Here is a 12498-nt window from a genome sequence, read left to right as displayed (position 1 = left end):
CCCTGGGCGCCAGCCGGCACAACTCAATTCAGCTGAACTCGGTTCAGCTCAGCTTGCCTGTGCCTTCAGCGCCGCAATGCGCTCCTGGTCCGCTTTGCGGTCGGCCGCGACTTTCTGCGCCATGGGGCGCTCGCCAACCAGCTTGGCATAGCTCTTCCAGTCCACGCCGGCGGCGGCCAGCATGTCTTCGCCCAGCACCAGCTTGCTGGCCTGCGCGACCAGGGGCAGGCTGACCCAGGCGGCGCAGTCGGCCATGCCGAAGCTGTCGCCACCCACATAGGGTGCGAATTTGGCCAGGCGCTTGAAGCCGGCGATGTTCTTGCTGAGCTGCTTGCGCACGCGGGCTTGCGTGCCTTCGCTGACCGTGCCGCCGAAGAAGGCTTGGGCGTAAAGCTCACGCGCCACCAGTTCCAGATGCAGCTCGATGAAGCTGATCAGCTCGCGCTGTTTGGCGGCCTGAAACGGGTCGGCGGGCAGCAGGGCGGGCTGCGGGTAAGCGGCTTCCAGGTAGTCCAGAATCACCTGGCTCTCGCACAAAGCGCCTTGCGGCGTGCGGATGAAAGGCACCTTGCCCAGCGGCGTGCAGCTCAGCACGGCCTCGTCGTGGGAATGCGTCATCACCAGCTCTTCCTCGAAGGGAATACCCTTCTCCAGCAAGACCAGCTTGACCTTGTTGTAGTAGTTGCTGAGCGAAAAGCCGCAGAGTTTGATCGTCATGATGAATGCGCCGCAAGGTGGAAAGGTCGCAGTCTACGGCGGGCCTGCGAGCCAGGCTGGCGCGCGGGTGACAAGCCTTTCGGGACGCCGACCCCGGCTATTGACGGATAAGTTCTTAAAGCTTTTGCCAGCCCCGCACCTTGGGGTTGAAGAAGCCCGATTGCTGATAGGCGTTGTGAATCACGCCCTGGGCGCGCAGTTGCTGCAAGCCGCTGTTGAGTGCGCCCAGCAGGGCCATGCCTTGCGGGTGCTTGCGTGCGATCAGGTAGTGCCGCGTGCCCTGCAAGCTGACTTTGAAGCCGGGGATGGGCTGCAGGCGCACACCGTTCACCTGCAGGGACAGATCCGCGCTGTTCTGGAACGGCGCCAGCAGAAAGTCCGCCCGCCCGGCTGCCACCATGCGCGGCATCAGCTCCCAGTTGGTGACATGGTGGCGCTGCCGAAAGCCGAGCGCCTCCAGCGTTTGCCAATCAACCGCCCAATTGCGGTTGGATACCACGCTCAAGGCCCGCACATCGGCAGCGCTCTTGGCCGCCAGCGCACGCGTGTTGCTGGGCACGGTGTACAGGCCGGCCTCAAACTCGCCCACGCCGATCATGGGCAGGCTCAGCAGCGTGCCATCTTCCGCGCCGGCGATGTCTTGGCTCCAGTAAGTGGTGGCGCTGCAGATCAGCTTGCCGCTGCTGATTTCACGCAGCAAGCGCTCACCGGAGGGCATGTCCTGGAATTGCAGTGCCTGCGTCCAGCCGCCACGGTGCAGGGCCTGGTGTAGCAACACCGCTTCGACCACATCGCGGCGCGAGAAGGGGCCGCCGAAGTCCTGAATGTCCAAGGGGCTGCGCGACCCGAGAAAGCGTTGCAGGTCGGCCATCACATCGGCTGCGCCTGCGGCCTGAACGGCCTCGGCGGCCCAGGCAGATGAGGCGCCCAAGGCGGGCCACCAATTGGCCAAGCCCAGGGCGGCGCCCAAGCAGTCACGCATGCAGGCGCGGCGGGTCAAGGCCTGCGAGGCGGAGCTGGGGCAAAGGGCGGCAGCAGTGTCGAGAACGCGGGTCAAAATCGGGAAACGGAGGAGTGCGTAAATTTGGCCGCCAATCGCGACCCCGTCATCCTACTAGTCTGCCCGCATGACCCGTCACCAGACTGACATAAATCTCTAATCGTGCTTCAGGCCTTGGCGCCCGTCCTGCGCCCGTTGACCAAAGCCACGCCCGCTGCCAGGGCCAGCAAAGCCAGCCACAGCCGCGGCGTGATGGGCTCGCCCAGCAGCCAGGCGCCGGCCAGCAAACCGAACAGCGGCGTGGCCAGGGTGAAGCTGGCCAGGCGGGTGGCGGGGTAATGGCGAATCATCCAAAACCACAGCAGATAGCTGAAGGCGCTGACGATCACGGTCTGGAAGAACATCAGTCCACCTAGCCGCGCCGACCAGACCATCGGCAGTGCCTCGCCCATCAGCAACGCGCCGGCACACAGGCCCAGGCCCGACACGCCCAGCTGGTAGAGCAGGGTTTTCTCAGCGCTGGCGCTGGATAAGCGGCTGGCGCGTATGCACAACGTGGTGCCGGCCCAGAACACCGCCGCCAGCACGCTCAGGCCATCGCCCAGCCACTGCAGGGGCGCGCCACTGCGCTGGCCAAAGCCTTCGGCAAATGCCCAGGCGACTGCCGCAAAGGCCAGCAGCAGGCCGCCGATCTGGCGCAGATTCAGGCGCTCGCTGCGGGCAATGAAGGGCATGCCCAGCGCCACCACAAAGGGGCTGAGATAGAGGAAGACCACCATGCGCGAGGCGCTGGTGTATTGCAGGCCCAGGAAGATGCAGGCGAACTCCAGGCCGAACAAGGTGCCGGTCAGCAAGCCGCCAGGCAGCGTGCCGTCACGGCCAAACAGCGGGATGCCGCGCCACAGCGCCCACAGCCCGACCAGCGCGGCCGCGCCGAGCGAGCGCAGCCCTGCCTGCCACAGCGGGCCGATCTCGCTCAGGCCCGACTTCGCGGCCACCTGATTCAAGCCCCACAACATGCAGCACAGCAGCAGGCAGGAAATGGCAAAGCGATCTAGTTCTGTTTTTCTATCGGGCACGGCGGCGTTGATTGGCTTGAGTGAAAAGGAGGAGCAGGGCCGCACACAGGCCGCCTGCGACGGCGCCGCTGAGGTGGGCAAAGGGCGCCACGGCAATATCCCAGTCGGCCAGCTGACGCAGCGGCGGCCCCCAGGGGTCTTCGGAAATCAGTTTGATGATCAGGCCCAGGGTGACGGCCAGGCCAACCCGGCGCAGCCGGGTGCTGGCGCCGGGGCCGCACACCAGCTCCACCAGCACCACTGCCACACCGGCATGCAAATAGCCCGACAGGCCGCCGTAATGCAGCAAGCCCGGCTGCATGAGCAAGCCCCATTGCGTCAGCGGCCAGGCCAGTGCGTAGGCCAGCAGGGCACGCGGCGGCACGCGCGCGGCCCAGCCAAACCAGGCCACCACGGCGCAAGCGCCCAGATTGGCCAGCAGATGCTGGCGGCTCCAGTGCACGAACACGGCGGTGCAGGCGCGCCAGGGTTCTTGCCAAAGCAGGGCTGGCTGCCAGTCCCAACGCTCAGTGGCTTGGGTCCAGACCAGCAGCGAGCCCAGCGCCAGGATGGCGCTCAAGCCCAGCCAGCCCCAAGCGCCATGACTGCTTTTCAAGGAAACACAGCGCGCCACAGCGCCAGCACCGCATCACGCTGCGGCAGCAGGCCGCTGGTGGCCAGGGTCTCGGCATCCACGGCGGTGGGCTGCTCGTCCAGGCGGGCACGATGTTGGGCGCGGCGCAGTTCGCGGTAGGCATCGGCCGCGCGCTTGCCAACCTCGGCGGGCAGCAGGCCGGCGGCCTCGGCGCGCTGCAAGAGTGCGATCACGCCCAGGTTGGGGATCAAGTCGGGGTGCTCGCCGGCATGCGCCAGGATCAGGTATTGCAGCGCGAACTCCGCATCCATCATGCCGCCGGGGCTGTGCTTCAAGTCCCATTTGCCGGCCCGCACGGGGTGGCCGGCGCGCACCTTCTCGCGCATGGCTTGCACCTCGTCGCGCAGGGCGGCGTGGTCGCGCGGGGCGGTCAGCACCTGGCGGCGCACTTCGTCAAAGCCGGCCAGCAGCTGCGGGTCGCCGGCGCACCAGCGGGCGCGGGTGATGGCTTGATGCTCCCAGGTCCAGGCGGTATTGCTGCCGCGCCCGGTTTGGTATTTGCTGAAGCTGGCCAGCGATGTGACCAGCAGGCCCGAATTGCCATTGGGCCGCAGCGCGGTGTCGATGTCGAACAGGCCGCCGGCCGAGGTGCGCACGGTCAGCCAGGTGATCAGCTTGCGCACAAAGGCGCCGTAGACGTCGGGCGCGCTCTCGTCCTCGTCGTCGAACAGGAAGACCACGTCGAGGTCGCCGCCATAGCCCAGCTCCTTGCCGCCCAGCTTGCCGTAGGCAATGACGGCAAAGCGCGGCTCGGGCCGGTGTGCCTGCTTGTGGCGCAGCCAGGCCCAGCGGATGGTGCATTGCAGAATTGCGTCGGCCAGTGCGGAGAGTTCATCCGCCACTTGTTCGACGGTGATCTTCTGCTCCACATCGCGCACCAGGGTGCGGAACACCTCGCTTTGGTGGGCGCGGCGCAGGCTGTCGAGCAAGGCTTCTTCATCGGCTTCGCCGCTGCGGCCCCAGGCCTCGAAGCGCTCTTGCATCTCGCTCACAAAGGTGGCGCCGTCAAAGCGCTCGCCCAGCAAGCGGTTGTCGGCCAGCTCGTCGATCACACCGGGGTGCAGCATCAAATAGCGCATTGGCCAGCGCGCCAGCCCCAGCAGGCGCAGCAAGCGAGTCTGCACCGCCGGCCGCTCCACCAGCAGGGCCAAATAGCTTTCGCGCCGCAGCAAGGGCTCCATCCAATCGATGAAGCGCAGGGCGGCGTCCAGGGTGCAGCCCTCGTCGCGCACCGCCAGGGCGGCGCGGCCCACCAGCTTGGCCAGGCGCTGGCGCGATTCTTCGCGCAGGTTTTGCACCCGGTCTTGCGCGGCCCAGCGGCGCACGGCGCTGGCCAGCTCGGGTTGTAGCTTGGCCAGGAAGTCTTCGCTGTCCACACTCAGCGGCGGGCCGCCGCAGCCTTTGCAGCCGCCTGGGCCGCCGGGGGTGTTGCCGTCGTGCAGGAGTGAGTCGAACTCGGTGGCGACGATCTCGCGCACCTCGCAGAGCCGATCAAGTAACTCGCAAGCTTCACGGCTGCAGACGAGGCCCATGCTGCGGGCGATCCAGGCCAGGTCTTCGTCGCCGCCCGGCAGGCAGTGGGTTTGCTGGTCGTCCAGGAATTGAATGCGGTGCTCGACGCGGCGCAGGAAGATGTAAGCCTCGGCCAGCTTGGCCGCGGTCTCGGCCTTCATCAGCCCGCCGGCGGCCAGCTTTTCCAGCGCCTTCAGGGTGGAGCGGGTGCGTATCTCGGGGAAATGCCCGCCGCGCACCACTTGCAGCAGCTGCACGGTGAACTCAATTTCACGGATGCCGCCGCGCGAGAGCTTCACATCGTTGGCGCGTTCGGGCCGGCCGGCGGCGCGGCGCTGCGCTTCCTCGCGGATCTTGCGGTGCAATTGCCGCAGGCCCTCGAACACGCCGTAATCGAGGTAGCGGCGGTAGACGAAAGGCGTCACCAGTGAGCGCAGCGCGAGGGCGCGGCCGTTTTGTACGCTTTTTAACGGTGCCACCACCCGGCTCTTCAGCCAGGCGAAGCGCTCCCATTCGCGGCCCTGGATCAGGAAATACTCTTCCAGCATCGCCATGCTGACGGCGGCCGGGCCGGAGTTGCCATTGGGCCGCAGCGCCAGGTCCACGCGGAAGACTTGGCCGTCATCGGTGACTTCGCCGATCAGCGCATACAAGCGCTTGGCCACCTGGCCGAAGTATTCATGCGCGCTGACAGGGCGCGGGCCGTCGGTGTGGCCTTCGTCCTCGTAAACGTAAATCAGGTCGATGTCGGAAGACACATTGAGCTCGCGCGCGCCCAGCTTGCCCATGCCCAGCACCCAGAACTCGATCACCTCGCCCTGCTCGTTGCGGGGCACGCCGTTGATGGCGTCTTGCTCGGCGCGGGCTGCCGTCAGCGCCAGGCATAGCGTCACTTCGGCCAGATGGGTCATGGCCTCGGTGATGACATGCATCGGCGCTTGTTCTTCCACGTCCAGCACGGCCAGGCGCTCCAGCACCAAGTGGCGGGCCACCCTCAGGCTGCTGGCCAGCGGCCGACCTTGGTTTGCAAGGGTTTCTACTAGCGTGGCGATGGCGGCGCGGTCCGGCTGGCCGGCGGGCAGCAGGGCTAACTCGTTCGCATAGCGGCGCCGCACGCGCTGAACAAAGCGGCTATGCGCCGCACTGGCGGGCAGGGCGGGTGCGGGAGAGTCCGAGGCGGGGGCAGGAAATTGACAATCGGTCATGGCGAAATGGCGGCGGCTATCGGGCTTTTTGTCACGCCAGCCCAAGGGCTGCGGGGGGTGGGCTGTGCTAGATTCCCCAGGGTATGGCCTTGCCGTGCAGGCGCCAGCCCCAGCTCAGCGGATTCATCATCACGACAACTCTCCACGGTGAGCGCTCCTCTTCAATGTCTTTTCTTGCAACGCTGAGCGCCAAACGGGGCCACTGGATCAAAAAACCCATGCGCTTAGGCCTGCGGCTGGCGCGTTGGGCCTTGATCCTGACCCTGTTTCTGTGGAGCCTGCTGCTGGCGGCGTGGCTGGTCTTGCATTGGGCGATTCTGCCGCACATCGATGACTGGCGTGGCGCGCTCGAGCGAAAGGCCTCGGCGCAGCTGGGGGTGCAATTGCGCATCGGCCAGATCAGCGTCACGTCGGGCGGCTGGATCCCGGCCGTGGAAATGCGCCAGGTGGTCTTGCTGGACCCGCAGGGGCGCGAGGCGCTGCGCCTGCCCAAGGTGGCGGCGGCGCTGTCGGCGCGCTCGCTGCTGGCGCTGGAATTACGTTTCGAACAGCTGCTGATCGATGCGCCGCAGATGGTGGTGCGCCGCGACGCGCAAGGCCATATCTTTGTGGCCGGCCTGAGCCTCAGCGATGCGGTGCAAAGCCCCGAGACGGCCGACCTGGCGGGCGCCTGGGCCGATTGGCTGCTGGTGCAGCACGAGTTTGTGATCCTGAACGGCCGGGTTCGCTGGATTGATGAGCGCCGCGCCGCGCCGCCGCTGGAGCTTTCCGCCCTGAATCTGGTGCTGCGCAACGGCCTGCACCAGCACCAGATGCGCTTGGATGCCACGCCACCCGCCGATTGGGGCCAGCGCTTCAGCCTGCAAGGCAAGTTCAACCGGCCCTTGCTGAAGCGGCCGGGTGATTTCAAAGCCTGGAGCGGCCAGCTCTACATCGACCTGCCGCAGGCCGATATGCGCCAGCTGCGCCAGCATGTGAACCTGCCTTTTGAGCTGAGCGAGGGCGACGGCGCCCTGCGCGCCTGGGTGGACATCAAGGCGGGCCTGCCGCAAGCCGTCACTGCCGACCTCGGCCTGAACAGTGTCAAGCTGCGCCTGGGCGCCCAGGCGCCGATGCTGGAGTTGGCGCAGGTGCAGGGGCGCTTGCAATTGCAGCGGCAGAAGAACGAGCTGTCGCTCAGCGCCAAGCAGCTGGGCTTTATCAGCGGCGATGGTGTCAGCTGGCCGCGCTCCGACTGGCGTATCGCCTTGCAGCTGCCCGCGCCGACTCTGGGCCGGGCCGCCCAGATTGGTCATGCTGAACCCGCCGATCTCGCGGACAGCAGCCCCTTCAGCACCGAGCTGAGCACGCCCCTGGGTGGCGAGCTGAGCGCCGAGCGCCTGGATCTGGCCCTGATGGCCCAGCTCGCCGGCAGCTTGCCGGTGGGCGAGGCGGCGCGGCAATGGCTGGCCGAGGTGGCGCCCCAAGGCGTGCTGAGCCAGCTCAACGCGCGCTGGCAAGGCCCGCTGGAAGCGCCCCGCAGCTACCGCGTTAAAGGCCAGATCGATGGCCTGAGCCTGAGTGCGGGGCCGGTTCAGGGCGAGGGCGCCCACCCGGTGGGCCGGCCGGGCCTGCGCGGGGCCAGCCTGCAAGTCGACGCCAACGAGCGCGGCGGCAAAGCCAAGCTGAGTTTTGACGAAGGCGAGCTGGACTTGCCCGGCGTGCTGCCCGAGCGAGTCGTTCCGCTCAAGCGCCTGAGCACCGCGCTGGACTGGCGCATCGACAGCAGCGCGCCGGGGCAGTTTGAGCAGATCGAGGTCAAGCTGGGCGGGCTGAAGCTGCAGACCCCCGACGCCAAGGGCGAGTTCAACGCCACCTGGCGCAGCGGCAAGACCAATGCCGAGCCGCGCTTCCCGGGCCATTTGGATCTGAGCGGTTCTATTGAGCGCATCGATGCCACCCGGGTGCGCGCCTATCTGCCGCTGGCGGCGGGCGAGCACACCCACAGCTATTTGCAGCGCGCCTTGCGCGGCGGCGAAGCCCGCAATGTGCAGTTCCGTCTGCGCGGCGCGCTGGATGAGTTCCCCTTTGACAAGGGCCGCAACGGCCTGTTCCGCATCAGCACGCAGGCCCGCGATGTCGAGCTGGATTACGCCCCCGCCGACCCGCTGCCCGAGGGCGCTCCGGCTCCGGCCCATGCTTGGCCGCCGATTTTGCATGCGCAGGCCGAGCTGATCTTCGATCGCGGTGGCATGCAGATCAAAGGGGGGCGAGGCCAGATCCTGGGCTACGAACTCAATAGCGTGAACGGCGGCATCAAGGACCTGGCACATGCCCGCGTGCTGGAGCTGGACGGCAACGGCCGTGGCCCGGCCGGCGAGTTGCTGCGCTATATGCGCCAGACCTCGCTGGAAGACTGGACCGGCGCGGCCCTGAGCCCCTCCCAGGCCAGCGGCCCCAGCAGCCTGAAGCTGGCGCTCAAGCTGCCTTTGCTCGACCTGGCCCACAACCAGGTCAAGGGCACGGTGCAGCTTTTGGGCAATGAGCTGCGTATCCGACCGGAGATCCCGCTGCTCAGCAATGCCCGTGGTCGGATTGAGTTCGACCAAAGCAGCGTCAAGCTGATCGGCGCCCGAGCCCAGGCGTTGGGGGGCGAAATCAACCTCGAAGGCGGCAGCGTGCCCGGCGCGGCCAATGCCGGCGCCCTGGCCTTCAGCGCCCAAGGTCAGGCCAGCGCCGAGGGCTTGCGCCGCGCGCCCGAGTTGGGTGGCCTTGCGCGCTTGGCCCAGGCCGCCAGCGGCCAGATGGGCTACCGCCTGGCGGTGGCGATTCAGCAAGGCCATGCCGACGTCAAGCTCAGCAGCTCCTTGCAAGGCCTGGCCCTGAACCTGCCCGCGCCGCTGCGCAAGGAGGCTGAAGCCAGCTTGCCACTGCGCTTTGAAACCAGCACTAACGCTCAAGGTCAGCGGGACGAGTTACGTCTGGAGCTGGGCAATACCTTGCAGGCCCTGTACCAGCGCGACATCAGCGTGCAGCCCGCCCGCGTGCTGCGCGGCGCGCTCAGCTTGCAAGACAAGCTGCCCGCCTTGCCCGCCAGCGGCGTGTTGATGACGGGCACGCTGGACAGCCTCAATCTTGATGCCTGGAGCGCGCTGCAGCAGCGCTTGCTGGGCGGCAATGGCGCCGGCTCCGCAGGTGGAGCGACTGAGGGCGCGGCCACGGCCGACAGCTGCTACCTGCCCAAGCAAGCCAGCTTGCGTGTGCAAAACCTGCAAGTCGCAGGCCGCACCCTGAACAAGGTGGCAGCCGGCATTGCTAAGCTGGACGGCGAGGGCTGGCGCTTTGCGCTGGACGCCGAGCAGCTCAGCGGCGTGATCGAGCTGCGCGGCGCCCAAGCCAGCAGCCAGGTGTTTGCGCGGCTCAGCCGTTTGTCCCTGCCCAAACAGGCGGCTGATTCGGTCACCCAGCTGCTGGAGAAAGCGCCGGCGGAGAGCAAGGCCGGCAGCAGCGCCCCACCGGCGCTGGACATCGTGGTGGAGGACTTCGAGCTGCGCGGTAAGCGCCTGGGCCGCCTGGAAGTGCAGGCTCAGGCCAGCGGCCCGCAGCGTGATTGGCGCCTCACCAAACTGCAGCTCAAATCGACCGACGCGGTGCTCAACGCCACCGGCCACTGGCTGGCGGAACCTAGTGCCGCGCAACGCCGCACCCAGCTCGACTGGCAGCTCGATATTGCCGACGCCGGCGGTGTGCTCGAGCGCATGGGCGAGGGTCAGGTCTTGCGCGGTGGCAAGGGGCAGATGGCCGGCCAGCTGGGCTGGCTGGGTTCGCCCTTGTCCCCCGATTTCGCCAGCATGAATGGCCAGCTCAAGCTGACCCTGGCTTCCGGCCAGTTCCTCAATGCCGAGCCGGGCGTGGGCCGTTTGCTGGGCGTGTTGAGCCTGCAATCGCTGCCGCGCCGCTTTTTGCTCGACTTCCGCGATGTGTTTTCCGAGGGTTTCACCTTTGACGGCGTGAGTGGCGATGTCAGCATCGACAAAGGCGTTGCCAGCAGCAGCAATCTACGCATGCGTGGCTTGCAAGCCACCGTGGCGGTGGAAGGCCGCGCCGATCTGGCCGCTGAGACGCAAAATCTGCGCGTGCTGGTGGTGCCCGAGGTGAGCATGGGCGGCGCCTCGCTGGCTTACGCGGCCATCAATCCGGCCATTGGACTGGGGGCTTTTCTGGCCCAATTGATTCTGAGCCGGCCGATGGAAGCGGCCGGCACGCGGGAGTTCCACATCACCGGCAGCTGGGATGCCCCCAAGGTGGACAAAATGGAGCGCATTGCCGTTCCCGCCCAACCAGCCGCTGCGGCCAGTGCGCCGGCCTCGGCCCCGGCCGGCAAGTGAGCGATGAATTCGAAGGAGTAGCTGATGAGCAAGACGATCAAGGTGGCGGCCATTCAGATGGTGTCCACCCCCGATGTGGCCCACAACCTGGCGCGCGCCCGCCACTGGCTGCAGGCCGCCGCCGCGCAAGGCGCGCAGCTGGCCGCGCTGCCGGAATACTTCTGTCTGATGGGCTTGCAGGACAGCGACAAGCTCGGCATTGCCGAAAGCTTTCAGGACGCCGCCGCACCGATCCAGGCCATGCTCAGCCAGACCGCGGCCGAGCTCGGCCTGTGGCTGATTGGCGGCACCTTGCCTGTGCATGCCGCCACGCCTGCGCGGGTGCGCAATGCCAGCTGCGTCTACGCGCCCGACGGCAAGCTGGCCGCCCGCTACGACAAGATTCACCTGTTCCGCTTCGACAACGGCAGTGAGAGCTATGACGAAGGCCGCGTGCTGGAAGCCGGCGAGCAGCCCACGACTTTTGTGGCCGACATTGACGGCCAAGCCCTCAAAGTGGGCCTGAGCGTTTGCTACGACCTGCGCTTCCCCGAGCTGTATCGGGCCATGAGTTTTGCCGACCCCGCGCAGCCGCCTTGCGATTTGTTCGCTGTGCCCGCCGCCTTCACCTACATCACCGGCCAGGCGCATTGGGAGCTGCTGCTGCGCGCGCGAGCGGTCGAAAACCAGGCCTTTGTCATCGCACCGGCCCAGGGTGGCACGCATCAAAATGGCCGCAGAACCTGGGGTCACAGCATGGTGATCGACCCCTGGGGCGAGGTGCTAGCCTGCCTGCCCGAGGGCGAAGGCCTGGCCATGGCCACGCTGGATCTGGAGCGCCTGCGCAGCGTGCGCCAGCAACTGCCGGCCCTGACGCACCGGCGCCTGTAGGCCTTGAGTTCTGCTCATTGAGGAGTGAAGCGGTAATGCAGTTCAAAACCTGGCTTGGTGCTTTTCTGTTGGCGCTGCTCCCGCTATTGATGCTCGCCGGTTGCGGCACCCCGGCCGATGCACCGGGCATGCGCATCACCCCGGCCGATGTGCTGCAAATGCGCTCTTGGATTCCGCCCGGCCTGAAAGGGCAGATGGTGCTGGCCCCGGTCACCGGTGGTGAGGCCACCGGCCGTTTCTGGGGCTCACGCATCAGCAACAGCATGCTGGAGCAAAGCATCGATGAATCGCTGCGTGCTCTGGGCCTGCTCACCAATGTGCCTGGCGGCGGCCGCTACACCTTGACGGCCAAGCTGATCGAACTGGATCAGCCCATGGTGGCGCTGACGATGAAGGTTTCGGTCACCATCGAATACAGCCTGATCGACCGCCAGGTCGACGACAAAGTGGTCTACCAACACCGCCTGCGCACGGTTCACACGGTGAACTTCACCGAAAGCATGCTCGACATCAACGACCGCACCCGCCTCGCCAGCGAAGGCGCGGTGCGCCGCAATGTGGAAGTCATGGTGCGGGAGTTGATGGAGATCGGCTGGAATTGAGTGCCAGTGCTCACAGCGCTATCGTTGCGGCCAGATTGTTTGGCGGCGGGGGGGGCGCCAGCCCCTGATCAGCTTCAGTTCAGCCTGCCATCCAGTCAACTAGCCTTCTGCGCCAGCCTCATCACGCACACCCATCTGGCATTCACGCCCAATTTTCAGTAGGTCAAAACGTATGTCCACCAAGTCATTCAAGATTGCCGCCGAGAACATCAAGCCGCTGGCCCCCGGCCGCGGCGCCTGCGTCGCCACCGACATGATCACCGTGCAAGGCCTGCCGGTGCGTTTCATGTACCGCGAGGCCCCGCGTGACGCGAACGACAGCGGCTGGGCTTTTTTCTCCGGCGAGGAAACGGACGACTATGTCGATGACGCCAAAAACCTGGGTGTCTACGACGTCAACACCATTGCCAACTACGACCCCAGCATCGTGGATTACCTCGACGCCCCGGTCGGCAGCGCTTTCGAAAAGCCCGCCGGCAACAAGAAGTTCGTGATCGCGGAAGAGGACTAGG

At 66.6% G+C, this 12498-nt stretch carries 9 protein-coding genes; 4 read left to right on the top strand and 5 right to left on the bottom strand.

What is annotated here, in order from left to right:
• Nucleotides 1-48: 48 nt before the first annotated feature.
• The 5 genes from AT984_RS16565 to glnE all read right to left on the bottom strand — a co-directional run bounded on the left by AT984_RS16565 (nucleotide 49) and on the right by glnE (nucleotide 6147).
• Complete coding sequence (locus AT984_RS16565; protein ID WP_058721046.1) at nucleotides 49-717, bottom strand: glutathione S-transferase family protein; 669 nt, start codon at nucleotides 715-717, stop codon at nucleotides 49-51.
• Nucleotides 718-832: 115 nt separating this feature from the next.
• Nucleotides 833-1774 carry a hypothetical protein gene (locus AT984_RS16560; RefSeq protein WP_156422065.1) on the bottom strand — a complete coding sequence of 314 codons (942 nt, stop codon included), beginning with the start codon at nucleotides 1772-1774 and terminating at the stop codon, nucleotides 833-835.
• Nucleotides 1775-1884: 110 nt separating this feature from the next.
• Complete coding sequence (locus AT984_RS16555) at nucleotides 1885-2796, bottom strand: DMT family transporter (RefSeq protein ID WP_082680110.1); 912 nt, start codon at nucleotides 2794-2796, stop codon at nucleotides 1885-1887.
• Complete coding sequence (rrtA, locus tag AT984_RS16550) at nucleotides 2786-3391, bottom strand: rhombosortase (RefSeq protein ID WP_197418136.1); 606 nt, start codon at nucleotides 3389-3391, stop codon at nucleotides 2786-2788. The genes AT984_RS16555 and rrtA overlap by 11 nt, the downstream gene beginning before the upstream one ends.
• Complete coding sequence (glnE, locus tag AT984_RS16545) at nucleotides 3388-6147, bottom strand: bifunctional [glutamate--ammonia ligase]-adenylyl-L-tyrosine phosphorylase/[glutamate--ammonia-ligase] adenylyltransferase (RefSeq protein ID WP_058722395.1); 2760 nt, start codon at nucleotides 6145-6147, stop codon at nucleotides 3388-3390. Before glnE ends, rrtA begins: the two co-directional genes overlap by 4 nt.
• Nucleotides 6148-6311: 164 nt before the next feature.
• Here glnE and AT984_RS16540 point away from each other — a divergent pair, with 164 nt between their 5' ends.
• The 4 genes from AT984_RS16540 to AT984_RS16525 all read left to right on the top strand — a co-directional run bounded on the left by AT984_RS16540 (nucleotide 6312) and on the right by AT984_RS16525 (nucleotide 12497).
• Nucleotides 6312-10514 (top strand): YhdP family protein, encoded by a 4203-nt coding sequence (locus AT984_RS16540; RefSeq protein ID WP_197418135.1) that lies wholly within the window; start codon nucleotides 6312-6314, stop codon nucleotides 10512-10514.
• Nucleotides 10515-10550: 36 nt separating this feature from the next.
• Complete coding sequence (locus AT984_RS16535) at nucleotides 10551-11384, top strand: carbon-nitrogen hydrolase family protein (protein ID WP_058722393.1); 834 nt, start codon at nucleotides 10551-10553, stop codon at nucleotides 11382-11384.
• Nucleotides 11385-11419: 35 nt separating this feature from the next.
• On the top strand, nucleotides 11420-11986 hold the full coding sequence (locus AT984_RS16530) for a hypothetical protein (RefSeq protein WP_058721042.1): 567 nt from the start codon (nucleotides 11420-11422) through the stop codon (nucleotides 11984-11986).
• A 172-nt stretch (nucleotides 11987-12158) separates the two neighbouring features.
• Nucleotides 12159-12497, top strand: coding sequence for a DUF2185 domain-containing protein (locus AT984_RS16525; RefSeq protein WP_058721041.1), 339 nt, complete (start codon nucleotides 12159-12161; stop codon nucleotides 12495-12497).
• The last annotated feature ends 1 nt before the right edge of the window (nucleotide 12498 follow it).

It is taken from the genome of Paucibacter sp. KCTC 42545, assembly GCF_001477625.1.
In the GTDB taxonomy this organism is placed as follows: Bacteria; Pseudomonadota; Gammaproteobacteria; order Burkholderiales; family Burkholderiaceae_C; genus Paucibacter_A.
Note: the sequence above shows the minus strand (reverse complement) of the source record. Positions and strands in the feature narration are given on the sequence as shown.

Coding starts and splice junctions, on each gene's coding strand:
- AT984_RS16565 (WP_058721046.1), bottom strand. CDS start 717: ATGACGATCAAACTCTGCGGCTTTTCGCTCAGCAACTACTACAACAAG.
- glnE (WP_058722395.1), bottom strand. CDS start 6,147: ATGACCGATTGTCAATTTCCTGCCCCCGCCTCGGACTCTCCCGCACCC.
- AT984_RS16540 (WP_197418135.1), top strand. CDS start 6,312: ATGTCTTTTCTTGCAACGCTGAGCGCCAAACGGGGCCACTGGATCAAA.
- AT984_RS16530 (WP_058721042.1), top strand. CDS start 11,420: ATGCAGTTCAAAACCTGGCTTGGTGCTTTTCTGTTGGCGCTGCTCCCG.
- AT984_RS16525 (WP_058721041.1), top strand. CDS start 12,159: ATGTCCACCAAGTCATTCAAGATTGCCGCCGAGAACATCAAGCCGCTG.